This is a genomic window from Thioalkalicoccus limnaeus (genome assembly GCF_041197575.1).
Lineage (GTDB): Bacteria > Pseudomonadota > Gammaproteobacteria > Chromatiales > Chromatiaceae > Thioalkalicoccus > Thioalkalicoccus limnaeus.
Map to the genome: position 1 here is coordinate 1 of NZ_JBDKXB010000027.1, position 24642 is coordinate 24642.

At 65.4% G+C, this 24642-nt stretch carries 16 protein-coding genes and 1 pseudogene; 15 read left to right on the forward strand and 2 right to left on the reverse strand.

Annotated features, from left to right (window positions below; translation table 11 throughout):
* From ABC977_RS15145 to ABC977_RS15160, 4 genes are all read left to right on the forward strand, one after another.
* Window positions 1-3024: eCIS core domain-containing protein (locus tag ABC977_RS15145; RefSeq protein WP_369668114.1), on the forward strand; the 3024-nt coding region annotated here is incomplete at its 5' end.
* A gap of 12 nt (window positions 3025-3036) precedes the next feature.
* Window positions 3037-3426 carry a DUF4280 domain-containing protein gene (locus tag ABC977_RS15150; RefSeq protein ID WP_369668115.1) on the forward strand — a complete coding sequence of 130 codons (390 nt, stop codon included), beginning with the start codon at window positions 3037-3039 and terminating at the stop codon, window positions 3424-3426.
* 202 nt (window positions 3427-3628) lie between these two features.
* Window positions 3629-5056: a glutamate-cysteine ligase family protein gene (locus ABC977_RS15155; protein ID WP_369668116.1), complete on the forward strand. Its 1428-nt coding sequence runs from the start codon at window positions 3629-3631 to the stop codon at window positions 5054-5056.
* Between the two features lie 156 nt (window positions 5057-5212).
* Complete coding sequence (locus ABC977_RS15160) at window positions 5213-6280, forward strand: M14 family metallopeptidase (protein ID WP_369668117.1); 1068 nt, start codon at window positions 5213-5215, stop codon at window positions 6278-6280.
* A gap of 161 nt (window positions 6281-6441) precedes the next feature.
* Here the strand turns inward: ABC977_RS15160 and ABC977_RS18320 are convergent, their stop codons facing one another.
* Window positions 6442-6711: a DUF29 domain-containing protein gene (locus ABC977_RS18320; protein ID WP_439849196.1), complete on the reverse strand. Its 270-nt coding sequence runs from the start codon at window positions 6709-6711 to the stop codon at window positions 6442-6444.
* A gap of 64 nt (window positions 6712-6775) precedes the next feature.
* Window positions 6776-6871 (reverse strand): annotated as a pseudogene (locus ABC977_RS18325) (DUF29 family protein); the annotation flags it as partial.
* A gap of 360 nt (window positions 6872-7231) precedes the next feature.
* On the opposite strand from ABC977_RS18325, the gene ABC977_RS15170 reads away from it, so the two are divergent.
* From ABC977_RS15170 to ABC977_RS15220, 11 genes are all read left to right on the forward strand, one after another.
* Window positions 7232-10735, forward strand: a complete 3504-nt coding sequence (locus ABC977_RS15170; protein WP_369668118.1) for a molybdopterin-dependent oxidoreductase — start codon at window positions 7232-7234, stop codon at window positions 10733-10735.
* A gap of 11 nt (window positions 10736-10746) precedes the next feature.
* On the forward strand, window positions 10747-11874 hold the full coding sequence (locus tag ABC977_RS15175; protein WP_369668119.1) for a 4Fe-4S dicluster domain-containing protein: 1128 nt from the start codon (window positions 10747-10749) through the stop codon (window positions 11872-11874).
* A 15-nt stretch (window positions 11875-11889) separates the two neighbouring features.
* Window positions 11890-12726: an ethylbenzene dehydrogenase-related protein gene (locus ABC977_RS15180; protein WP_369668120.1), complete on the forward strand. Its 837-nt coding sequence runs from the start codon at window positions 11890-11892 to the stop codon at window positions 12724-12726.
* A gap of 3 nt (window positions 12727-12729) precedes the next feature.
* Entirely contained in the window at window positions 12730-13458 is a 729-nt protein-coding gene (locus tag ABC977_RS15185; RefSeq protein ID WP_369668121.1) for a TorD/DmsD family molecular chaperone, read from the forward strand.
* A 466-nt stretch (window positions 13459-13924) separates the two neighbouring features.
* A complete protein-coding gene (locus tag ABC977_RS15190; RefSeq protein ID WP_369668122.1) occupies window positions 13925-14860 on the forward strand; it encodes a hypothetical protein in 936 nt (311 codons plus the stop codon).
* Complete coding sequence (locus ABC977_RS15195; RefSeq protein WP_369668123.1) at window positions 14857-18627, forward strand: nitrate reductase subunit alpha; 3771 nt, start codon at window positions 14857-14859, stop codon at window positions 18625-18627. Before ABC977_RS15190 ends, ABC977_RS15195 begins: the two co-directional genes overlap by 4 nt.
* 2 nt (window positions 18628-18629) lie before the next feature.
* Window positions 18630-20177, forward strand: a complete 1548-nt coding sequence (gene narH / locus ABC977_RS15200) for a nitrate reductase subunit beta (RefSeq protein WP_369668124.1) — start codon at window positions 18630-18632, stop codon at window positions 20175-20177.
* A 2-nt stretch (window positions 20178-20179) separates the two neighbouring features.
* Window positions 20180-20878 carry a nitrate reductase molybdenum cofactor assembly chaperone gene (locus ABC977_RS15205; RefSeq protein WP_369668125.1) on the forward strand — a complete coding sequence of 233 codons (699 nt, stop codon included), beginning with the start codon at window positions 20180-20182 and terminating at the stop codon, window positions 20876-20878.
* Window positions 20875-22419, forward strand: coding sequence for a respiratory nitrate reductase subunit gamma (gene narI, locus ABC977_RS15210; protein ID WP_369668126.1), 1545 nt, complete (start codon window positions 20875-20877; stop codon window positions 22417-22419). Before ABC977_RS15205 ends, narI begins: the two co-directional genes overlap by 4 nt.
* A gap of 267 nt (window positions 22420-22686) precedes the next feature.
* On the forward strand, window positions 22687-23769 hold the full coding sequence (locus ABC977_RS15215; protein ID WP_369668127.1) for a tellurite resistance/C4-dicarboxylate transporter family protein: 1083 nt from the start codon (window positions 22687-22689) through the stop codon (window positions 23767-23769).
* Window positions 23770-23994: 225 nt separating this feature from the next.
* The gene (locus ABC977_RS15220) at window positions 23995-24618 is read left to right on the forward strand and encodes a urate hydroxylase PuuD (protein ID WP_369668128.1); all 624 of its coding nucleotides are present in this window, start codon (window positions 23995-23997) and stop codon (window positions 24616-24618) included.
* The last annotated feature ends 24 nt before the right edge of the window (window positions 24619-24642 follow it).

Sequence of the window (24642 nt, forward strand, 5' to 3'; positions counted from 1 at the left end):
AGCGAGTACCGGCCCGAGACCACCGAAGGCCAGCGCCTGATCGCCCACGAGGCGGTGCACACCGTCCAACAACAGGGCGGGACGGCGAGGGCGCGGCGCGCCGACGGCGAGGACCAACTCACGCGTCTCGAGCAGAATGGCGAAAGCGGCTGGGCCGTGGACGTGGCGCCGGCGGAGGGCGGCGATCCGGAACTGACCCTGCCGAGCCTCGGCCTGCCGAGGATCGGCGGTGCGCTCAAGGGCGCCGCGGGCGGCGCGGCCGAGCCGGTCGCGGACACCGGACGAACCCTGCCGGTCGAAGAGCGTCCGTTCCGGCTGGGCAAGGTCGGACCGCGGCCCGAAGGCCAAGCCTACGCCACCTGGGTGGCGCATGCCCGCGAGCATCTGGCGGAGGACGTCGAAACCGCGTTGACCGCTCGGATCAACGAGCAGGGTAACGCGGCATCGGTGGTGCGCAGCGGTGCCCCCGTCTACGTCCTAAGGCGCACCGGCGCGACGGCCGCCAGCTCCAGCAATCTGCTCGTCGGCACCGTGCCGGAATTGGCGAACCACGATGGCGTGCTCCGGCCGATGCTCGGCCCCCAGGGCGGCGATGCCCGCCTGGACGCCGACCATATTCTGGAGCTTCAGCTCGGCGGCAAGGATGCCGGCGACAACATGTGGCTGCTCGACAGCGGGCTGAACCGCGCGTCCGGCTCCGGGATCAACAACAACATCAACACCTCCATACGGCAAGCGTTGCAGGGTGCGCGTACCGCAGGCACGGCGGCGGGCGCGCGAGCGACGACGCTGCTCGAACGACTGCCGTCCGATCCCTTGCTCGTCCGGCGCAACTGGACACTACGGTTCCGCACTGTGGAGGCCGGCTCGTTCGGCACCACCAACACGTTCTGGACCGCGGACCAGATCGCCGAAGGCGCGCACCTCCGCCACTTCACCGCCCTGACCGAGCCCGAACTCGTGCAGCAGGGGTTCCGCTTCGCCGAAGGGGAGACGCCGACCCACATCAATGTCTTTCCGGGCTCCGACGGCGGCCGGGCGATCCGCTTCGCCGTCAGCCGCAACGGCGAAACACTCGAAATTCCGCGCTTTTTCTTCCGTGGCATCGACGTCACGAGCGTCGCCGAGTTCGCCCCGCCGACGACCGAGGGGCAAGGAGGAGTGATCGCCCGCCTGATGGCGCGCAAAACGCGCCGCCGCCGGGGGACCGACATCTTCGAAGTGTCGGAACAGGACCAGGAACTCGCCGTACGTCACGACCCGCGGCTGGGTTTCGGGGGCTACGTCACGCGGGACAGTCTGTCGGCCGCGTTCCGCAACGCCACGTTTCGGCCACTGAGTTCGGTAACCTTTCCCGACGTGCGCATCACCGACGACGGGGAGCTCGCGGCCGAGGGTTCGATCGTCACCCTCAAGGCACTCTTTCCTCAACTCTCCATCCCGATCCTGCTCCGCGGCGACGAAGTCGTCATCCAATTCCCGATCCCCACCGAACGGCTGCGTCTCGGACCGGCTCGGGTCACGGAAGCCGCGCTGGAGATGGGAGTCGGCGAGGCCGGCTTCTTCATCCAGGGCGTGGCCGCCTTCGTCGTCGATCACGTCGGTGACGGCAGCCTCACGGCACGCGCCGATGGGACCGATACCATCCTGGAGGGTGTCTTCCGCCCGGAGATGGATTTCCTGGACCCGGCCGAAGTCCGCGTCCGCTATTCGCTGGGCAGCGATACGCTCTCCGGCTCCGCCACCTTGGGGGTGCCCTCCGGCCGGCTGCCGGGGGTCGAGTCCGGCACCGTCACCATCGGAATCTCCCGTGAGGCGTTGACGGTCGACGGCAGCCTGAATCTCGGCGGCGTGCTCGCCGGCTGCACCATCACCGTCGCCTACGACCGCACCCGCGGATTGCGACTCGCCGCCGAAGACATCTCTCTCCCGGTGGCTCGGCTGCCAGGTGTCCAGAATGCGACCCTGACTGTGCGCGCGGTGCGCAACCCGGACGACGGCACCTGGGCCATCTCCGGCGAGGGCTCGGCGACGCTCGCCGCCGCCGGCGCCACCGGCACCCTCACCATCGCCTACGACGGCGGGGCCGTCACCGCCACCGGCCGCGCCGAGGTGGCGCGCGGGCCGGCGTCGGGCTGGCTCCAGGTCACGGCCACCAACCGGCAGCTCGACGACGAGGGCAACCCGGTCGAGGACGGGACCATCGGCGAGCTCACGATCTTCGGCCGGGGCGAGGCGACCATCGCCTTCGGCCGCTTCCTCAAGGGCACCGCCGGCCTCGAATATACCCCCGACGGCCGGACCATCATCACCGGCACCATTCGCGTGCAGCCGCAGCCCCTGTTCCCCGAACGGGTCTACCAGCGCGACCTGTTGCGCGTCGCCCCGCCCGAGTTCCCCATCTGGGGCGTGTCGGTCGCGGGCATCGGCATCGGCATCTTCGCCTTCGTCGACGCCGTCGTCCGTTTCGAGGCGCGGGTCGGCCCCGGCGAGCTGCGCGAGACCTTCGTCACCGCCACGATCGACCTCGACCAGCCGCAGGAGGCGACGGTCGAGGGCAACGCCCAGTTCTATGTGCCGGCCTATACCGGCCTCACCCTCGATCTCGGCGGCGGGCTGCGGGCTCGCCTCGCGGTGGCCTACGTCCAGGGCCGGGTCGGGCTCGACGGCACGCTCGGCATCGAAGCCGACGCCTCGGCCGCGGTCAACGTCCGCTGGAGCCCGACCGACGGCTTTGCGCTCCGGACCACCGTCGAGGCCAATGCCAGGCCCAAGTTCCGCGTCGGCGTCAATGCCTCGGTCAGTGCCGGGGTCGACGTCTGGATCGGCCGCATCGAGAAGACCTGGGGGCCCTGGCGCCGCACGCTCGGCGAGTTCGGCCCGGACATGGAGCTGGGCGTCACCTTCCCGGTCGCTTGGTCGGAGCGCGACGGGCTGGATCTCAGCCTCGACAACATGACCGTCCGCCGGCCGCAGCTCGATGCCGCCGGCATTATGGGCGACGCCTTCGATCGGCTGGTCTGAGGGGCGACCGAGATGGGCAAGCTGGTCGTGAGCGGGGCGAGCCTGAGCTGCAGCCAGGGGCTCTCACCGGGCAGCCTGATCACGACTGGCCAGGCCAGCTCCAAGGCCCGCGACAAGCTGGTCGCGACCATCATGGACTTCGCGCCGCTCACGAATATCACGAGCTTTGGGATGTGCAACACCCAGAGCAACCCGGCGGTCGCGGCGGCCACCACCGCCGCGAACGGTGCGCATACGCCAGCGCCCTGCATCCCGGCGGTTGCGAGCCCCTGGACCTCTGGCTCGTCCCGCGTCAGCTTGAACGGTATGCCCGCACTGACCGACGACAGCACCTGCCAGTGCAGCTACGGGGGTCAGGTATCGATTGACGATCCGGGACAGACAGGGGCCGAGGGTGACTAAAGGCCACCTTTGGGCCCTTCCAGCCAGCGGAAAGGCATCAGCCAAGTCAGTTAGCGCTGGTCATGGTCGCTTGCCGCTTATCCTCCCTTGCGCCGTTGGATTTCCCAGGCCCTATCACTACCCTAATCTTGCCCCTCCTCAAGAAGGTCGATAAGGGCGGGGCGGTCGATTTCAGGCTTGATCCGCCGCACGGGAGACGACGATGGGCCAGACGATCGGCGCCAGTGAGTTCAGCGCCGCCGACTTCGCGGAATTCTCTAGGCGCTTGGCTGCGGAGACGGCCCTTCTCCGTCGCTGGTTCGACGAGCAGCGTTTCTGCACCGGGCCGCGTACCGGCGGCTTCGAGCTCGAGGCCTGGCTCGTGGACCGGCAGATGGCGCCGGCCCCGCTCATCGACGAGCTGCTCGTGCGCGTCGATGACCCGCTGGTCGTGCCGGAACTGGCCCGCTTCAACCTGGAGCTGAACGGTACACCACAGCCGCTTACCGGCCGGGCCTTGTCGCACCTGCACGCGGAACTGGTGCGCACGCTGGCCCATTGCGAGGCGGCCGCGGTGCCGTTGGGGGCGCGGATTCTGCGCATCGGCATCCTGCCGACGATCCGCCCCGAACACCTGGTCCTGGCCCAGATGACGCCACGCGATCGCTACCGGGCGCTGAATGAGCAGATCTTGCGGCTGCGCGGCGGGACACCGATCCAGCTCGAGATCCGGGGTCAGCAGTCGATCGCGATCGAACAGCCGGATGTGATGCTGGAGGCGGCCGCCACGTCGTTTCAGATCCACATCCGGATGCAGTCGGGGGAGTCGGCGTTGATGTTCAACCTGGGCAAGATCCTGGCCGCGCCGATGGTGGCCCTTGGCGCGAATGCGGCCTACCTGTTCGGGCGCGAGCTCTGGGCCGAGACCCGCGTGCCGCTGTTCGAGCAGGCGGTGGCGGTCGGCGGACCGCGGCTGCGTCAACGGGTCGGCTTCGGGATCCGCTACGCGAAGCGGTCGGTGCTGGAGGTCTTCGAGTCTAACCTATCGCGTTACGAGGTCTTGTTGCCGCATCTGCACGACACGCCACCGGAGGCCCTTGCGCATCTGCGCCTGCATAATGGCACCATCTGGCGGTGGAACCGGCCGCTGATCGGCTTCGACGGCCCGGATTGGGAGCGGCCGCACTTGCGCCTGGAGCACCGGGTCGTCGCATCCGGGCCGTCGGCGGCGGACGATGTGGCCAACGCGGCCTTCCTGTTCGGGTGCCTGCACGCGCTCGCAGCCGAACACTCGCCGCTGCCGGCGCTGATCCCGTTCGTGCAGGCGCGGGCGAACTTCTATCGGGCCGCGCGCTTTGGACTGAGCGCAGCGGTGCGCTGGACCGACGGGACGCGCATCCCGCTGTGGCGGCTGATCCTCGAGGACCTGCTACCGCGCGCCGACGCCGGCCTCGCGGCCCTGGGCATCGACGCCGACGAGCGCGACCGCTGGCTCGGCATCGTGCGCGAGCGCGCGCGTACCCAGCGCACCGGCAGTGCCTGGGCGCGCGCCTGGGTTGCCCGCCACGGCAACCAGATGGAGGCGCTGACCGCGGCCTACCTGGCCCAGCAGACGACCGGGCGGCCGGTGCACGAGTGGCCGCTCGATTGACCGCCGCGGGCGGCTGGGCCCCGAGCCGTTTCACCGGTGCTGCGCCGGTTTCGGTTATCGTACCGGCACCGCTCCTTGTTATCGTCGGGACCTCGCCTCCGCGGCGCCGGCGCAGACCGAACACGCACACGCACACGCATACGCATACGCATACGCATGTCCGATACACCTGTTGAACTCACGATACTCGAGGCCCTGCCCGAGGGGCTGCTGGATTGCCCGCCGACGGATCTGCACCGCGTGCTGCCGGGGCCGACGCTGATCCACCTGCCGGGGGAGCGCGAGCCGCCGCTGTTCGTGTCGGTGCTTATGCACGGCAACGAGCCGGTCGGCTGGGACGCGGTGCGCCTGTCGCTGCGTGATGGTCTCGAACGTCACGGGCGATTCGGGTTGCCGCGGGCGCTGAGCCTGTTCATCGGCAACGTGGCCGCGGCAGCCCATGGCCAGCGCCGGCTGCCGGGGCAGCCGGACTACAACCGAGTCTGGCCCGGCAGTGAGCTGCCAGCGACGCCCGAGCATGCGCTGATGGCCTCGGTGGTCGAGGCGATGCGTGCGCGCGGTCTGTTCGCGAGCATCGACTTGCACAACAACACCGGTGCCAACCCCCATTACGCCTGCGTCAATGTCATCGACAATCGGTTCCTGCATCTGGCGACGCTCTTCTCGCGCACCGTCGTCTATTTCCTCAGGCCGCGAGGCGTGCAATCCCAGGCGATGGCCGCGCTCGGCCCGGCGGTGACGCTCGAATGCGGCAAGGCCGGCGAGGCCTATGGTGTCGCCCAGGCCCGGGAATTCATCAACGCCTGCCTGCACCTTTCGGAACTCCCGGAGTATCCGGTACCGGCGCAGGACATCGACCTGTTCCACACGGTCGCGCAGATGCGCGTGCCCGCCGATATCCGGTTCGGCTTCCCACCGGCGCAGCCGACGCTGATCCTGTCGCCGGAACTCGAACGGCTCAACTTCCGCGAACTCCCCGCTGGGACCGCCTTCGCACGCGTCCGTGCCGAGGCCGGCGCGGCGGTGCCAGCCCTGCTCGACGTGCGCGATGAACGCGGACGCGACGTGGCCAACCGATTCTTCGTGCTCGAAGATGGCGAACTGCGCCTCAAGGTGTCGGCGATGCCCTCGATGCTGACCGCGGACCTCACCGTGATCCGGCAGGACTGTTTGGGCTATCTGATGGAACGCTACGACCAATGCCTGCCGCGGCGCGGCGACTGAGGCGAGGGCGCCTGCCCATCCATCCGGGCAGGCGGTAGATGCCTGTCAGCTGTGTCTTGCGCTGCCCACCGACCAAGGACAACCCGGTTGATGCCGCCTGATCGCGAACGTCGAGGGAAGAGGTTGCCGGCGGCGCGCTGACGGGCGGACAAGACGAAGTACTAATCCGGAAGCCAGGACTCGGCTAACACCTCGGCCTCGGTCCACGGGCATTGTTCGGGGAATTCGGCCAATCCTGTCTCCTGAGCCGCCTGTGCGATGGCGTCATCCCAGACCGCCGCCCACCAGGTCGGCTCTCGGAGATGGCCGCGCAGACTCGGCGTCTCCTCGAGCCGACGCAGGATGCCGCGCCGTTGATTGCGGATGGTGACCTGCCAACTTGCCCCGCGACGCTCGGGTTGATACCGCCACTTGAGCAGATGGGCCAACAAAGGGGGCCATTCTGTTGGCCCACTCGCGCTGCTCGCTCTTGCCCACGTCTTCGATCTCCTCGGCGATGTGCTCGATATCGAGTTCCTCGAACCGACGGGCGCGCAGCAGACGGGCCTGCTCGTTCGCCCAGGCGACGATATCGGTTTCATAAGCGTGCATCTTGGCCCTCCATTTCGTCCGGCGCTGCCCCGGACGGATCCGCCGCGGGGCTGTGGTCCTGTGCCGAGATTCGATACCCAGCGGTAAAGAGCCCTGTAGGTGCAGCTTCAGCTGCAACTCGGCGTAGGTGCGGCTTCAGCCGCAACGCAATCCGGTCGCGGCGGCCATTGGCCGTCGCCTTGATGTGGCTGAAGCCGCAAACTGGCGGATCGGCCGGACGTTGCTCCTTCGCGACAATCCAATCCAGGATTCGTCCAGCGGGTCTTGATCCGGATCAAGTACTTGTGCGGATAAAAGGTGTAACCCTCGTGAGAACAGACAAGTGGCTGCGTTTCGGCCACCCGCGAGAGGAGGACCGCCATGACCGATCGATCCGACGAGTTCTCGACGTCCCGTCGACGCTTTCTAAGGATGGCGGGGGTGGCTGGATTCGGGGCGCTGGCGGCCCCGGACCAGCTGCTCGCCCAGTTCCGCTACCTGGCGCCCGTGAGGGTCGACAACCCTTTGGCCGCTTATCCGAACCGGGGCTGGGAGCAGATCTACCGGGATATCTACCGTAGCGACGGTTCCTTCGTCTTCACCTGTGCGCCGAACGACACCCATAACTGCCTGCTGCGTGCGTTCCACAAAAACAAGATCCTCACGCGGATCGAGCCCACCTACGGGTATAGCAAGGCGACGGACCTCGCCGGCAACCGTGCTTCGTCCCGCTGGGACCCGCGTTGCTGCCAGAAGGGTTTGGTACTGACGCGTCGTCTGTACAGCGACCGCCGCGTCAAGGGTGCCTTGGTTCGCCGGGGGTTCAAGGACTGGGTCGACAGCGGGTTCCCGAGGGATGCGCATACCGGGATGCCGCCGCGTGAGTTTTTCCATCGAGGTCGCGATAGCTGGGTGAAGATCCCCCACGCCGAGGCGGCGAAATACCATGCCCGAGCATTGCGGAATATCGCCGAGACCTACTCGGGCGAGGAGGGCCGCCGCCGACTCGAGGCGCAGGGCTATCACCCATTCATGATCGAGGCGATGGAGGGAGCTGGCACGCGGACGTTCAAGATGCGCGGTGGCATGGCCAAGCTGGGAGCCACCCGCATCCTGGGTGCATTCCGCGTCGGCAATGGCATGGCATTGCTCGACCATCACGTGCGTGGCGTGGCACCGGAGCAGGCCAAGGGCTCGGGAGCGTGGGATTCCTACTCGTTCCATACCGACCTGCCGCCGGGGCACACGATGGTGTGCGGCGACCAGACCAACGACTTCGAGCTCCACGACGCCGAGCATGCCGAGCTGATCATCGTCTGGGGCATGAACTGGATCTGCACAAAGATGCCGGATAGCCACTGGCTGACCGAGGCACGACTCAAGGGCGCGAAGACGGTGGCGGTCACCGTCGAGTATTCGGCGACGGCCAACAAATGCGACGAGGTGCTGGTGATCCGACCCGGTACGGACCCGGCGTTGGCCCTCGGCATGGCCGGAGTCATCATGCGCGAAGGCGTCTACGATGCCGATTTCGTGCGCCGCTACACGGATCTGCCCGCACTGGTGCGTATGGACACACTCGATCGTCTGTCGGCACGAGATCTGTTCGCAGGCCATCTCGATCGGAAGCCGGACAACGCGACCCACCTGCTGGGCGCGGACGAGGTTGCGCCGCCTGTGCATCAGCAGCAGGGACGTTACATCCCCCACGACCTGAAGGATGCGTTCGCGGATTTCGTGGTCTGGGACAAGAAATCCGGTGGCCCCGTGGCGGTGGGTACCGACCAATTGGGCGATCACTTCGACGCGCTCGGCATCGATGTGGCCCTCGAGGGTTCCTTCCAGGTCAGCACGGTGGACGGCAAGACCCTCGAGGTGCGCCCGGTCTTCGATCTGACCCGGCGTTATATCGACGACAATCTGATGCCCGCGCAGGTGGAGGCTGTCACCTGGGCGCCCCGGGAGGCGGTCGAGAACCTGGCCCGCGACGTGGCGAGCCATGCGGGCAAGACGCTGATCCCGTGCGGCATGGGGCCGAATCAGTTCTGGAACAACGACAACAAGGATCGCGCCATCTTCCTGCTGCTCGCACTGACCGGCAGCATCGGCCGGCACGGTGGCAACATCGGAAGCTATGCAGGCAACTACCGCGTGACCCTGTTCTCCGGCGCGGGTCAGTGGACCTCCGAGGACCCCTTCGCTGTCCAGCTGGATCCCGACGGCGAGGTCTCGACGCGCAGCACCATCCGTTACGAGTCCATGCATTACTGGGCCAACGGTGAGCGCATCATGGAAGCGGGGGACAAGACCATCACCAGTGGCGGCCACGTCCCGACGCCCACGAAGGCGATCTGGCAGATCAACTCCAATTCGAGTCTGGGAAACCAGAAGGGCCACTACGACCTGGTCAACAACACGCTTCCTCGCTGCGACCTGGTGGTCTACAACGACTGGTGGTGGACGGGTTCGTGCGAGTACAGCGACATCGTCTATGGCGTGGACTCCTGGATGGAGTTCAAGTACCCGGACATGACCGCGTCCAATACGAATCCCTTCTTGCAGGTCTTCCCGGCCACGCCGCTCCGGCGCACCCACGACACCGTGCACGACATGGAGACCTACATGCTGGTGGGGCGGGCGCTGGCCGAGGAGACCGGTGATCGGCGCTTCCGCGACCTGTGGCACTTCGTGGAACGCAACCGGGTGGATGTCTATCTGCAGCGAATCCTCGATCACTCGGCCAATCTGCGGGGTTACCGCTTCCACAACCTGAACGGACTGGCCCGGGAAGGCATCCCCGCGTTGGTGAACAACCGCACCTATCCGCGCGTCTTCAGCTATGAACAGGTGCATGAGTCGAAACCCTGGTACACGCGGACCGGACGCCTGGAATTCTACCGGCCGGAGCCCGAGTTCATCGAGGCGGGCGAGAATCTGGTCGTTTACCGTGAACCGTCCGACTCCACCTTCTACGAGCCCTGCGCGATCCTGGCGCGGGCCCATCCGGCGATCCGGCCGAGACGTCCTGCCGACTGGGGGATCGCCGTGGATGACCGCGGTCACCAGACGCGTCAGATGCGCAATATCCTGCTGGACGGCGAGACCCTTCTGCAGACTAGGCATCCACTGCTCGATCAGGGTTTCCGGTACGTCTTCCATACCCCCAAGTATCGCCACGGCGCTCACACCACGCCCATCGATACCGATTACATGATGATGTTGTTCGGGCCGTTCGGCGACATCTACCGGCGTGACAAGCGCACACCGGGGGCCAGCGAGCTCTATCTGGATATCAATCCCACGGACGCCAAGGAGTTGGGCGTCGCCGATGGCGACTACGTGTGGATCGATGGCGATCCGCAGGAACTGCCGTTCCGCGGCTGGCAGCAGGCAGGGCGCGAGGGCGATTACAAGGTGGCGCGACTGATGGCTCGCGCGCGGTACTACCCCGGCACCCCGCGGGGCATCACGCGCATGTGGTTCAACGGCTACATGGCGACGCCCGGCTCCGTGATGGGCCACGAGACGCGCGAGGATGGCCTCGCCAAGAACCCGGAGACCAACTACCAGTCGATGTTCCGCTACGGCGGACACCAGAGCCTGACGCGCACCTGGCTCAAGCCGACGCACCAGACCAACACGCTGGTTTGGCGACGCCTCTTCTCGCACGTCCAGGGCCAGGGATTCGCGGCCGATGTGCATTGTGTCACCGGCGCACCCCGGGAAGCGATGGCGAAGATCACGTTGGCCGAGCCCGGCGGCATCGGCGGCGAGGGCGTCTGGCGACCGGTCACCCTCGGGCTGCGTCCCTCCGCGGAGAGCGATGCGCTGAAACGTTACCTGCGCGGAGACTATCTGACGACAGCCGACAAGACACCGTCTTGAGGAGTTCAGACATGCCCAATGTTTACAACTGGCAGATCGGTCGGGAGATGCCCTATCCCTTCGAGGGCGCGCGTCCGACGAAGCAGTTCGCGATGATCTTCGATACCAACAAGTGCATTGCCTGCCAGACGTGCACCGTGGCCTGCAAGACGACCTGGACCTCGGGGCGCGGCCAGGAGTACATGCTCTGGAACAATGTCGAAACCAAGCCCTATGGCTATTACCCGCTGGGCTGGGATGTGACCATCCTGGATCAGCTCGGTGTGCAGCGGATGAACGGGCCTGTCTACAGCGGCAAGACGCTGTTCGAGGCGGCCCCCGCCGGTGAGATTGTCCTCGGCTACCAGCCGACCGACGAGGATTATGCCAACCCGAACATCGGCGAGGATGACTCTACCAGCGAGATGGCTCAGGGCGTCTGGATGCGCATGCCGCACATGCAATGGATGTATTACCTGCCGCGCATCTGCAATCACTGCACCTATCCAGCCTGTCTCTCGGCGTGCCCGCGCCAGGTGATCTACAAGCGTCCCGAGGATGGCATCGTGCTGCTGGATCAGCATCGCTGCCGCGGCTACCGGGAGTGCGTAAAGGGCTGCCCGTACAAGAAGGTATTCTTCAATCCGATGACGCGGGTCTCGGAGAAATGCATCGGCTGTTATCCGGCCATCGAGAACAACCGACAGACCCAGTGCACCATCACCTGCATCGGCAAGATCCGTTTGCAGGGATTCCTCGCCACGCCGGAGGCGGCGCGCGAAGACAACCCCATGGACTACATCATCCATGGTGCGAAGATCGCCAAGCCGCTATATCCCCAGTTTGGGTTGGAACCCAATACCTATTACATCCCTCCGGTGCATGTGCCGCCGCCCTACCTGCGCCAGATGTTCGGCCACGGGGTCGAGGAGGCGATCGCCATCTACCGGCGCGCCAGCGACGACCGGAAGCTGCTGGCGGCCATGCTGCTATTCGGCGCAACGAACGAGATCATTCATCACTTCAGCATCGAGGGGAACAGGGTGATCGGTTACGACGAAAAGCGTGCGGAGCTGGTACGGGTGCCGATGACGGAGCCCACTTACATCCGCGAGGCCTACGACGCGAGATTCGACGCGTACCGGACCAACGTTACCTGAGCCGGAGGAACGACGATGTTGCGGATACCGACCCGATGGTTTCCTCTGGCGCTGATGGCGGCTGTGTTTCTCGCTGGGGCCTCCGCCAACGACAGTATCGACGTCATTGCCGTGGAGGCAGCGGGGCCGCTCAAGGATCCCGACGCCGACTTCTGGGTCGACGCGCCCGTGACCCGTGTCGGGATGCAGCCCCAGGTGGTGACCCTGCCGCATCATGCGGACATTGCTGTCACGGAGGTGCGGGTTCGCGCGGCCCACAACGGACGCTGGATCGGGGTGTTGCTGGAGTGGCGCGACGCAAATCCGCGGGACCTTCTGGTTCCGGATACCTTTGGCGATCAGGCGGCCATTCAATTCCCGGTTCAGTCGCCGGCCAGCCCGATGATGGGCAATTCGGGCGGGCTCGTGAACATCATGCAGTGGCGGGCCGCCTTTCAGCGGGACCTCGAGAAGGGCAGCCCCGGCATCCGCGATCTCTATCCCTTCGCGCTGGTGGACCTGTACCCGGACGAGGTACTGAATCTGACCGACGCGCGCGCCTTCACCGGGGCCCTGGGTGTGGACAATCCGGTCTCGCGGCCCTTCGATAGCCCGGTACTCGACCAGGTGGCCGAAGGTTGGGGAACCGTGACAGTGAAACCCGTGCAGAAGGCCGATGGTTGGGGTGTCTGGCGGGATGGAACTTGGCGTGTGGCCTTCACGCGCCCGATGATCCCGCTGACAGCGGACGATCCGGAGTTGCTGCCCGGTAGCGAGAGCATGGTTGCGTTGGCCGTGTGGGACGGCCACAACCAAGAAGTCGGTGCGCGCAAGTCGTGGTCCGTCTGGATTCCGCTGCGCATCGAGGAGTGAGTCGTGAACGGGCCGATCACGGATCAGGAGGAGGCGAGGGCGCAGGATCTGCTGAACCGAGCTCGGCGCCTTCAGGTGCTTGCGGCGGCACTCACCTACCCGGAACCCGGAAGCGGACACGTCAAAGCCATCGGGCAGGATCTGGCGTGGCTCGTCGCCGCGACCGACGATGCGCCGGTCGCCCTGACCGGGCTTCTCGCGGCCTGGATGGCCTGTGACGAGGAGCGGCTGCGGGCCGAACATGGGCGGCTTTTTCTCGGGCAAACGCTCTGTCCGCTGCATGCGGCCGCCTATGGCAGCGCCCGGAACCTGGCTGGCCCGGCCGCCGACCTCGCCGACATCAGCGGCTTCTACCAGGCCTTCGGCATGGATCTGCGCATCGATATGCCGGAGCGTCCGGACCTGCTCATCGTGCAGCTCGAATTCTACGCCTCCCTGCTCATTCGGGAGGCCTACGCGCGGGTCCAGGGTTGGCAAGACGCGCTCGAGATCGCCACCGATGCGGCTCGGGCCTTTCTACAGGACCACCTCGGCCGCTGGCGCGGCGTGCTGGGCGAAGGCCTAACGCGCTGCGAAGCTCGAGCGCCGCTGCCCGAATTGGCCGCCTGGCTCGATCTGTTGCTGGAGGCCGAGTGCGAGGATCGCGCGGTCGCGCCCGAGCCCTTCGGTGGGCCGGCGCGCGAGGCCGTGTCGGCCGATGCCTTCACCTGTCCCCACGCGGGCGGCGCCTGATATCGAGGGTTGCAAAAGTCATCGCAGACGGCTCGCTGCGACACGCTGCAAGGACGTCCGTGTCAGCTCGACGGCGGGATCCCTCCCGCCGACGGTCGCCGCGAGCCGCCTCCGATTACTTTCGGGACGATTGATAGACAGGGCGTCGCCTTCGAGGTCCCCGGTCGCGGGACCTTGGGACACATTGAACCAGCCCTCCGAGCGCGGCGGGACAATCTGTCGCGTTGACCGGTTCGATGCGGCGGCGTTGGCTCCCGCGCCGACACCCTCGTCACGGTCATTCAGCCCTATTCGAACCCTCATCTGGCACGCCATCTGGCAATAGCGTCCGAGTCTGGTTGCCTGGTCATCCCTGGTCGCTTCTGCGTGGCATGGTCATTGCTCAATGGAATGCGCAGACGTCGCATGACGGCGAGCGTTCGAATCGCTCGGATGTCTCGTCGCATCGGCGGCTTCTGGATCATCCATGCATAGGGCTGGGGGTCACAGCGACATGACGAACGCGGATTCAGATCAGGTACGTGAGTTATTGCGCCAGGTCGCCTATCCCGGCTTCTCGCGCGATATCGTCGCCGCCGGTTTCGTCGGCGAGATCCTCGCCGTCGGACCCATGGTCGAGGTCGAATTCAAGCCGAATACACGCGACGAGTCGAAGGTCGCGGCGATGGAACGGGAGATACGCGAGACGCTGCAAGGAGCCGCCTTTGCCGACATCCAGATTCGCCGGGTAGCGCCGTTCATCGCCGAGGTCCCATTGCGCAGTTCGGCAGAGCTGGCCAAGGATCGGGTCCTGGCGAGCGACATCGGTCTGGCGAAGGACCTCGGCGGTCATCTGGATGGCGGGAGCGCGATGCTTGGCGGCGGGCGTCCGATGACGCCGTTGCAGGCCGAGTTGCTCGAGGACGGCGAGCTGCCGGAGGCCGATCTGCTGGCCGTTGCGCTTGGTCGTGTCGATGTCGCCGCAAAGGCCGGCTACGGCCCGGGCGGGCCAAGCCCCTTATCTGGCCCGCGCGAGGCGCTGGCCTACGACACCGGGGTCGATGTCCTGCAATGGGAGATCGATCCCCAGGATCCCGACGCGCAGACCTTTCAGACCGAAATCCGGCTCGCGGATTGGGACTATCGGATCTGGTGGCAGGTGCACCCGAATGGCGACCTGCTTTACGTCTCGCTGCAAGCGATGCGCGAGGACTGGGTCGATCATGACAACAATGCGGTTCCGCATCCGATCGGGCGGTCCGAGGCCGTCAATCTGGTCTTCGATGAGACGCGCCATGCGGTGGTGGCGATCTACGGCACCGTGCGTGATTTTCGTCCCTTCGTGAAGGCATTCTCGATCGCGTATTCGGAGCAGTCCGATTCAACAGACGGACCGACAACCAAAGAGGCACACGAGCAATGAAAGACGGCAATGGCAAGCAGGCATCGCGCTGGTTCCGTGAATTGGACGAATCGCGCAGTTGGGAGGACTTCTACCGGCGCCGTTGGCAGTATGACAAATCGGTTCGTACGAGCCACAGTGTCAATTGCTCCGGTTCCTGTTCTTGGGAGGTCTTCGTCAAGAATGGCATGATCACCTGGGAGTTGCAGAAGACCGATTGGCCGCAGATCAACGACCATACTCCGAATTACGAGCCGCGCGGCTGTCAACGCGGGATCTCGTCGTCCTGGTATCCCTATAGTCCGGTGCGGCCGAAGTATCCCTATGTGCGAGGCGTGCTGCTCGACTATTGGCGCGCCGAGCGCTCGGCCGGCAAGGATCCGGTGGCTGCCTGGGCGGCGATCGTCGAGAACCCGGACCGTGCCAAGGCCTACCGGTCCGCGCGCGGCAAGGCCGGCTGGCGGCGCACCTCGTGGGACGAAGCGACCGAGATCATCGCCGCGGCCAAGGTCTATACGATCAAGGAGTTCGGTCCCGACCATCTGGCGTCCTTCTCGCCGATCCCGGCGATGAGCATGGTCAGTTTCCTATCCGGCCACCGGCTGTCGAATCTGCTCGGCGGGGCGATGCTGAGCTTCTACGAGTGGTACCACGATCTGCCGCACATCATGCCGATGATCTGGGGCGATCAGACCGACGTCGCCGAGTCGGCGGATTGGTACCAGGCATCCTATTGGATCGTCATGGGCTCGAACCTGCCGATGACCCGGACGGCCGACGCCCACTTCGCGTCGGAACACAAGTACAACGGCGGCAAGCTGGTCAATCTGTCGCCGGACTACTCGGATGTCACCAAATTCGCGGATCTGTGGATCCCGGCCCGCCCCGGGACCGACGCAGCCTTCATCCTGGCGTGCATCCACGTGATCCTGCAAGAGTTTCACGTCAACCGGCGCTCCGAGTATTTCCACGATTATGTCGCGCAGTACACGAATCTGCCGTTCCTGGTGATCCTCGACGAGGAGGGCGACCACTATATCAGCGGCCGTTTCCTGCGTGCTGCCGATGTCGCCGAGTATGCGAACGAGGAGCTGGCCGACTGGAAGCTGCCGCTGTTCGATCGCAATGGTGAGCTGCGTCTGCCCGGTGGCTCGGTCGGCTTCCGCTGGGAGGAGCAGACCACCGGACGCTGGAATCTCAAGAAAGAGGACGCGATCACGCGCCAGAACTTCGAACCGATGCTCACGCTGGTCGATGGGCCTTACGAGGAGGCGATCGTCGAGTACGCCGATTTCACGGACACCTTCAACGTCGAGTTCGGGACCACGGCGATCCGCGGCGAGAAGGCGCGCAAGACGCTGCGTGGCGTGCCGAGCCGGGTCCTGACCAAGGCCGACGGCACCAAGGTGCGGGTTGCCACCGCCTACGACCTGCTGCTCGCCCATTTCGGCGTCAATCGCGGCTTCTCCGGCGACGGCTATCCGAAGGACTACGACGACGCCTCGCAGGCCTACACGCCGGCCTGGCAGGAGCAGGAGACCGGGGTCGATCGCAACCTGGTGATCCGCGTCGCGCGCGAGTGGGCCGATACCGCGGAGAAGACTCAGGGCGGGTGCCTGTTCATCACCGGCTCCGGCATCCTGCACTGGTACCACGGTGGCTCGCTGACCTACCGTTCCGAGGCCGTGATGGGCATCCTGACCGGGTGTCAGGGCAAGCAGGGCGGCGGCTTCGCGCACTACGTCGGGACCGAGAAGATCCGCAATGTCGCGGCTATCGGGACGCTCGGCAACGCCGTGGATTGGGGCAACGTCGGCCGCCAGCAGAACTCGACCTCCTACTTCTATTTCCACACGGACCAGTGGCGCTACGACGGCATGACGCTGGATCCCCTGTGGGCGCCAAGCGCGAAGAGGATGCCGGAAAAGGCCAACCATGCGGCGGACATGAACGCGATTGCGGTGCGCAACGGCTGGCTGCCCTTCTTCCCGCAGTTCGATCAGACGAACCCCTTGCAGGTCGTCAAGGACGCGCGTGCGGCCGGCTGCGAGACCATCGACCAGGTCCGCCAATGGATCGCCAATCAGTTTAAGGAACGCAAGCTCAAGTTCGCGCTGCCGAACGTCGATGCGCCGAAGAACCATCCGAAGGTTCTGTGGATCTACCGCGGCAACCTGATCGGCACCAGCATGCGTGGGCACGAACTGAATCTCAAGCACATGCTCGGCACCCACAACAATGTGCTGGGTGGCGAGGGTCGCGCGAAGGATTTCGTCCATGAGATCGACTGGGGGGAGGACGAGGCGCCGCTCGGCAAGCTGGACCTGATCTACAACGTCAATCTGCGCATGGATTCGTCGGCCAATTACTCGGACATCGTCCTGCCCACCGCGCATTGGTACGAGAAGCACGACGTGACCTGCACGGACCTGCACTCGTTCCTGCACCCGTTCACGCCGGCCCATGACCCGGCTTGGGAGACCAAGCACGATTGGGACGCCTTCAAGCTGGTCGCGCAGAAGATCAGTGAGCTGGCGCGGACCCATCTGCCCGATCCCGTCGAAGACTTGGTAATGACGGCCCTCAACACCGACACGCCGGACGAGTTGGCACAGCCGCTCGGCGAACTGCGCGACTGGTGGACCGGCGAGAGCGAGCCGGTGCCGGGCAAGACCTTCCCGAACGTCTCCATCGTCAAGCGGGATTACACCAAGATCCATGATATGTACACGACGCTCGGGCCGGCCGTGACCAAGCCGAACGGCTATGGCGCGAAAGGCATCAAGGGCGATCTGGCCGAGGCCTACGAGCAGATGAAGGAGAGCTATCTGATCGGCGAGAAGGATGGCCGTCCGTCGCTGGAAAGGGCCGCGCAGGTCTGCGAGGTGATCCTGCGGATGTCGCCGGAGAGCGATGGCGAACTCTCGTATCAGATGTTCAAGAAGCTCGAGGAGCGCACCGGCGTGCCGCTGTCGCACTTGGTCGAGCACGAACGCGAGGTCGCCTATCACTTCCCGGATCTGATCTCGCAGCCCAGGCGCAGCCTGACGTCACCGCACTGGTCGGCGATCGAGACCCACGGGCGGACCTATTGTCCCTGGACCCTGAACATCGAGACGCTGAAGCCCTTCCACACCCTGACCGGGCGACAGGAGATCTATTACGACCATCGGATGTTCCGCGATCTCGGCGAGAACTTCCCGGTCTACAAGCCGCCTGTCGACATGGTCGCGATCGGCGATGTCGCGCCGGCCGACCTGAAGATGAAGGGGGCCAAACTGTTCCGCTTCATCACGCCGCACCAGAAATGGGGCATCCACAGCATGTTCGGCGACTCGTGGCAGATGCTGAACATGTTCCGCGGTGGCCCGACGGTCTGGATCAATGACGATGATGCGCGCGATATCGGGGTCGCAGACAACGACTGGGTCGAGATCTTCAACGAGAACGGCATTCAGGTCGCGCGCGCGGTCGTCAGCCATACGGTCCCGCGCGACATGTCGATCGTCTATCACCAGTGCGAACGCCATGTGAACGTGCCCTTCTCGTCGTTGGCGAGGGAGCGCGGCGTCAGCGATCTGCGCGGCGGCAACAACAACGCGACCACGCGGATCATGATGAACCCGGCGACCATGGTCGGTGGCTATGCCAACTGGACCTACTGGCTCAATTACCAGGGTACCAGCCCCTCGGAGCGTGATTGCGTGGTGCTGATTCGCAAGAAACCGCTCGAGAAGCGCGGCCGCAAGGTCATCTACCAAGAGTCTCAACTCAGCATCGGGGCCTAGCCATGCGTATCAAGCAACAGATGGGAATCGTGTTCAACCTGGACAAGTGTCTGGGTTGCCAGACCTGCACCATCGCGTGCAAGAACGTCTGGACCAACCGCGAAGGCGCGGAATACATGTTCTGGAACAACGTGGAGACCAAGCCGGGTGCCGGCTATCCACGGGAATGGGAAAACCAGGCCAAGTACCGCGGCGGTTGGAAAGAGAATCCGGAGGCCGATCACCCCAAGCTGAACCAGGCGTCGCGGTTCTGGGAGATGATCAGTCTCTTCTACAACCCGGTCCTGCCACAGATGGACGACTACTATGGCAAGGGGCCCTTCACCTTCACCTACGAGGATCTGCACTCGGAGCAACCGACCAAGTTCTCGCAGCCGGTGGCCCGGCCCAAATCGCAGATCACCGGCGAAGAGGACATCGATCTGACCTACGGCGTCAACTGGGAGGACAACGGCGCCGGGACCCATGAAGAGGGTACCGGGAAGCTCGATTACAACTTCAGCGACATGACGCCGGCGGCGCGGCAGGCGCTGCTGAAGTTCCAAGACTCCTTCATGATGTACCTGCCGCGCATCTGCAATCATTGCCTGAACCCGGCCTGCGTCGGTTCCTGCCCGTCGGGCGCGAACTACAAGCGCGAGGAGGACGGCGTGGTCCTGATCGACCAGGACCGCTGCCGCGGCTGGCGCTATTGCGTGTCGGGCTGCCCGTACAAGAAAACCTACTACAACTGGCGGACCGGCAAATCCGAGAAGTGCATCCTGTGCTTCCCGCGTCTCGAGACCGGGCAGCCGCCGATGTGCTTCCAGGCCTGCGTTGGGCGGATCCGCTACCTCGGGCCGCTGCTCTACGACCTCGATCGGGTCGCCGAGGCGGCGAACGCGCCGGATATGGAGTTGGTCGACCGGCACCGCGGCATCATCCTGAACCCGTTCGATCCGGAGATCATCGCCGAGGCCAAGCGCCAGGGGATCTCGGACAACTGGCTGGATGCATGCCGCCGCTCGCCGGTCTACAAGATGGTCAAGGAATGGGAGATCGCGCTGCCGCTGCATCCGGAGTTCCGCACGCTGCCGAGCCTCTTCTACATCCCGCCGGAGAGCCCGGTGGCGACGGCCACGGCCAATGGGCGCGGCACGCTCGACATGGTCGATGGCGGCACCGTGCTGCCGGATCTCAAAGAGTTCCGGATCCCGATCGTCTATCTGGCGCGCCTGCTGGCCGCGGGCAACACCAAGCAGGTCGAGAAGGCCTTGCTGCGCCAGCTCGCGCTGCGCGAGTTCCGCCGGCTCGAGCGGGTCGAGGGGCGCGTCGACGAGAGCGTGCTTCAACGGGTAGGCCTGACCGTGCAACAGGCCCGGCACATGCATCGCCTGCTCGCGCTCGCGCATTTCCACGAGCGTTTCGTGATCGCGACGGCCCGCACCGAGGACACGCTGAACGCGCCGTACCTGGAACGTGGCTTCACCGGTTACGACCTCTTGAGCCCAGATGCCAGCCCGCGGCGGCGGACCGAGTTCCACGGCAACAAGATGGGCGTGGGGAGCTGACCATGGCAGCACAACGACCGATATCCGGAGCAGCCGGCGCGGCCGGCTGGGATCTCACGGCCATCTACGGGGCCATCGCCGAGTTGCTGCTCAACCCGGCGGTTCGCGACACCGGGCGGGTGGAACGGAGTCTCGGGGCCGTGCCCCCGAGCTCGGTGCGCGAGTGCATCGAGCGCTTCCTGGCGCAGCCGGCCGCGCACGACGTGGACGAGTACACCCAGACCCTCGAGCTGACACCGCCCTGTCCGCTGTACCTTGGCGCGCACATGTACGAAGAGCCCAATTCGTGCCGGGGTGCCGGCGCGTGCGGGCGAAATCAGTACATGATCGAGCTCACGGCCATCTACGAGCACTTCGGGTTCAGTCTCGGCGGACGCGAGCTGCCCGATTTCGTGCCGGCGATGGTCGAGTTTCTCGCGGTGAGCTTAGGACACCCCGAGCGGGATGGGATTGGCCTGCGGCGGCGGTTCGTGGAGGTCTATCTGCAGCCCGGTCTGGCGGCGTTGCGCAAGGGTCTGCAGAAGTACGAGAGTGTCTACGATTCGTTGATCGAGGCGCTCGAGGTCGCGGTGGCGGAGGACCTCGAGCGTCTGCTCGACGACCCGGTCTGGCTCGCGCCCGAGGTGAAGAGGACGATACCCGTGCGAATCGGGACCACCGTGTCTCACGACATGTCACTGACTGGGATGGAACGCCGATGAACACACTCCTGACGACCAATTATCTGATCTGGGGGGTCTTCCCCTACGTCGCGCTGACGCTCTTCTTCGTCGTGCCTTTCCTGCGGATGATCTACCGGCCGTTCGGCCTGACGACGCGTCCGAGCGGCATCTTCGAGGGGCGTGGGATCCTGGGTATGGCGTCCCACATGCTGCACTGGGGGATCTTCCTGGTCTTCTTCGGCCATCTCGTGGGCCTGATCGGCGGTATCCTCGGATGGGGTAGTTGGGTCGCGGCCTTCTTCTGGATGGGCACCATCGGCGGGGTGGTCGCGATGCTCGGTTCGGCCATCGCGCTGGTGCGGCGATCGCTGGTCCCCGAGGTCCGCGCGATGAGTCAGCCGGACGACTACATCGTGCACCTGTTCCTGCTCCTGATCCTGGGTGTCGCCGTCTATCAAGCCGTTGTCCAGCAGATCTGGGGCGCCTCCTACACGGCCGCGCCCTGGTTTGCGAGCTTGTGGCGGCTCCAGCCGCAGCCCGAGCTGATGGCCTCGGCGCCGCTCCTGACGCAGATCCATGTGCTGGCGGCCTTCGCCTTCGCCGCCTACTTCCCGTTCACCAAGCTGATCCACGCTTGGACCCTACCGGTCAATTATTTCGTTCGGCCCTATCAGGTGATGCGCACGGCCGCGCGGAAGTTTCAGAATCGCTGGGAGTACCGGCTGGTCAGCGACAAGTCCTACATGACCTATCTGACGGTCGCCGTCATTGGCTTGATGGTCGTGATCGGTGTGGGTCTGTCCGGGCCAACCGGCCAGGGCGTGGTGCAGGAGGCGCGCGCCGCGTTGGGCCAGGATGACCCATCCGGGGATGGGGCCGATGCCACCAATGGGCGGATCTTCGCGCAAACCGGCTACGCGCTCTATGTGAGCCAGTGCGCGCGCTGTCACGGACTCGAAGGCGATGGCGAGGGACCCGGGGCCAGGTCGCCGACCTTCGCGACCCATCCCCGTGACCTGACGGCCGGGGCCTATCGGTTCGTGTCGACCGAGGAAGGTGTGGCGAGCGATCGAGATTTGCGGCGGACGATCGTCGAGGGCTTGCACGGATCCGGCATGATCGGATTCCCGGCCTTGTCCAACGAGCAGGTCGATTCGTTGGTCCGGGTCCTCGACCAGCTGTGGGTCGATCGCCCGCATCAGGCCACGCCGATCCAGGTTCCCGCGCGGCCGGCGTCGAGCCGGGAGAGCATTGCCGAGGGCCGGACGCTGTTCGCGGCGAATTGCTCGACCTGCCACGGTACGAGCGGCGCGGGCGACGGCCCGTTGGCCCCGCATGTCCGGGACGATGCGGGCCGTCACATCCCGCCGACGAACCTGGCGGCGGGCCGGCTGAAGGCCGGCGAGGGTCCAGCCCAGCTCTACCAACGCATTGCGGTTGGCATCCCCGGCGGGTCTGGGCAGTGGTTGATGCCGCAGTTCAGCCATTTGGATCCGGAGCAGATCTGGGCGATCGTCGCCTATCTCGAGCAGGAGGTCCTGCCGCAACGGCGGCTCGCGGATCGCGGGGCTACCCGGTGACGCAAAGGCGCGTCGCGCCGCGGTGGAGGGGCGGCGCCAGGGTTCCTGGTGCAGCAGTGCAGATGTTCTGAGACTGTCTCCGATCGTTGTCGTCATCGTCGGCTTGCGAGTCTTGACGGCAACGAACGGCCTTGGGATTTCTAAGATGCTGCACTGGCGGCCCTGGGCCGCCCCGAGCCTCGCGCACCTCGGACCGACCCTCGACCGATCGCCGCGGCCCGGTGGCGCCGAACCCCGTCCGATCACCCACCACGATGGATTCGAGCGATGCGGTCACCAACAAGGTCCGAGAACCTCAGGCATCTCGTCCGGGGATGGGTCGAGCGCCTTCCGCCGTCCTATTTTTCGCTGGTCATGGCGACCGGTATCGTATCGATCGCCAGCGGCCTGCTCGGCCTGCATTGGATCGCCTGGCCGCTGCTCCTCGTCAACAGCCTCGCGTTCGCGGTCCTGTGGATCATGACCGGCCTGCGCCTGTGGCTGGCCCCGCACCGGTTCGTGGAAGACCTGCGAAGCCATATTCTGGGTCCGGGCTATTTCACGATGGTGGCCGGGTCCGGCGTGCTGGGCGCGCAGGTCGCGACCCTGACCGGTCAGATCGGGCTCGCGACCGGCTTGTGGATCCTGTCCGGAGTGCTCTGGATCCTGATCACCTATGGCTTCTTTACGGCGATCATCACGCACCCAGGCAAGCCGGCCTTGATCGAAGGCTTAAGCGGCGTCTGGTTGATTGCCTCGGTCGCGACCCAATCGATCGCCGTGCTCGGCACCCTGATCGCGCACCAGATCCCGAACTACGAACAGATCATCCTGTTCGTCGCGCTCGCCTTCTACTCGATGGGCTGCATGCTCTATCTGAACATCATCGCGCTGGTCTTCTACCGGTTGACCTTCCTGGCGTTGGAGCCGGCCGGGTTCACGCCCCCGTACTGGATCGCGATGGGCGCCACCGCGATCGCCACGCAGGCTGGGGCCCTGCTGATCCTGCATAGCGATCAATCGCCGCTGTTGCTCGAACTGGTCCCCTATCTGAAAGGCCTGACCCTGTTCTTCTGGGCCGCCGGTAGCTGGTGGATACCCTTGCTGATCACGCTGAGTCTGTGGGTTCATTGGCGGCGATCGATCCCCATCGCCTACACGCCGCTCTTCTGGGGGGGCGTCTTCCCGCTCGGAATGTACACCGCCAGCACCTATCTGTTGGCCAGGGCGCTCGAGTTCGAGTCGCTGCTGGTGATACCCGAGATCACCCTCTACGTGGCGCTTCTGGCCTGGGCGCTGACCTTCGTCGGGCTGTTGCGCCATCTTGCCGGCGAGATGCGGGCCGCCGTCCGGATCGTTCGGTCGGCCTAGCCCTGGCCCGATCCGCCGGACCTCGCGCGTGTTTCGCGAACGATTCGAGAACAAGCGGTACAACTCGGTCTTCGATGTCGGATCAGGCTACGCTAACCCGACCTCGTATGTTATCTCACGGGAGCTACCCGACAGATTGCCTGTAGGTGCGGCTTCAGCCGCACGAAGGCCCAGGCCATTTGGCCGAATCGTGTTGCGGCTGAAGCCGCTAAAGGAGGCTGCGTCATGAATCCGCTCCATTCGATCAAGGGTGTCTGGATTGCCGGCATCCTCTTGTCGGTCCTCCTCGCGGTGGTCGTGAACCTGATGACCGGGTTCGGCGTCTTCAATCTGCAGGAGTTGCCCCTGTTACGCTGGATGCACATCGTCGCCGGCATCATCTGGGTCGGCCTTTTGTACTACTTCAATTTCGTGCAGATGCCGGCGATGGCCGCCGCGACCGCCGATGCCGAGGGGCCCGGACCCGCGGCGATCGCTCGGTACATCGCCCCGCGCGCCCTGCTGTGGTTTCGCTGGGCCGCGGTCGTCACCTGGCTCTCCGGGGCCCTGTACCTGTTCCGGACCGATCAGTTCATCAATGCCTTCAGCCTCGGTCTGATCGGCTCGGGACCCTCGTATTACGGGTTGACGATGGGCCTCGGCGCCTGGCTCGGGACCATCCTGTTGATCAACGTCTGGTTCGTGATCTGGCCGAACCAGAAGAAGATCCTCGGCTTGGCCAAGTCGGCGGCTCCGGTCGACGTCGCGAAGGCCAAGCGGCACGTGATGATCGCCTCCCGCGTCAACGCGATCCTGTCGCTTCCGATGCTGATGTTCATGGTCGCCGCCAAGCACGGCGTGGCCTTCTGAGCCCATGGTGTTCGGCTCGGGTGG

Bases quoted from the DNA above. Each gene is read 5' to 3' on its own strand.
- ABC977_RS15150 (WP_369668115.1), top strand. From the start codon at position 3,037: ATGGGCAAGCTGGTCGTGAGCGGGGCGAGCCTGAGCTGCAGCCAGGGG.
- ABC977_RS15155 (WP_369668116.1), top strand. From the start codon at position 3,629: ATGGGCCAGACGATCGGCGCCAGTGAGTTCAGCGCCGCCGACTTCGCG.
- ABC977_RS15160 (WP_369668117.1), top strand. From the start codon at position 5,213: ATGTCCGATACACCTGTTGAACTCACGATACTCGAGGCCCTGCCCGAG.
- ABC977_RS15170 (WP_369668118.1), top strand. From the start codon at position 7,232: ATGACCGATCGATCCGACGAGTTCTCGACGTCCCGTCGACGCTTTCTA.
- ABC977_RS15175 (WP_369668119.1), top strand. From the start codon at position 10,747: ATGCCCAATGTTTACAACTGGCAGATCGGTCGGGAGATGCCCTATCCC.
- ABC977_RS15180 (WP_369668120.1), top strand. From the start codon at position 11,890: ATGTTGCGGATACCGACCCGATGGTTTCCTCTGGCGCTGATGGCGGCT.
- ABC977_RS15190 (WP_369668122.1), top strand. From the start codon at position 13,925: ATGCATAGGGCTGGGGGTCACAGCGACATGACGAACGCGGATTCAGAT.
- ABC977_RS15195 (WP_369668123.1), top strand. From the start codon at position 14,857: ATGAAAGACGGCAATGGCAAGCAGGCATCGCGCTGGTTCCGTGAATTG.
- narH (WP_369668124.1), top strand. From the start codon at position 18,630: ATGCGTATCAAGCAACAGATGGGAATCGTGTTCAACCTGGACAAGTGT.
- ABC977_RS15205 (WP_369668125.1), top strand. From the start codon at position 20,180: ATGGCAGCACAACGACCGATATCCGGAGCAGCCGGCGCGGCCGGCTGG.
- narI (WP_369668126.1), top strand. From the start codon at position 20,875: ATGAACACACTCCTGACGACCAATTATCTGATCTGGGGGGTCTTCCCC.
- ABC977_RS15215 (WP_369668127.1), top strand. From the start codon at position 22,687: ATGCGGTCACCAACAAGGTCCGAGAACCTCAGGCATCTCGTCCGGGGA.
- ABC977_RS15220 (WP_369668128.1), top strand. From the start codon at position 23,995: ATGAATCCGCTCCATTCGATCAAGGGTGTCTGGATTGCCGGCATCCTC.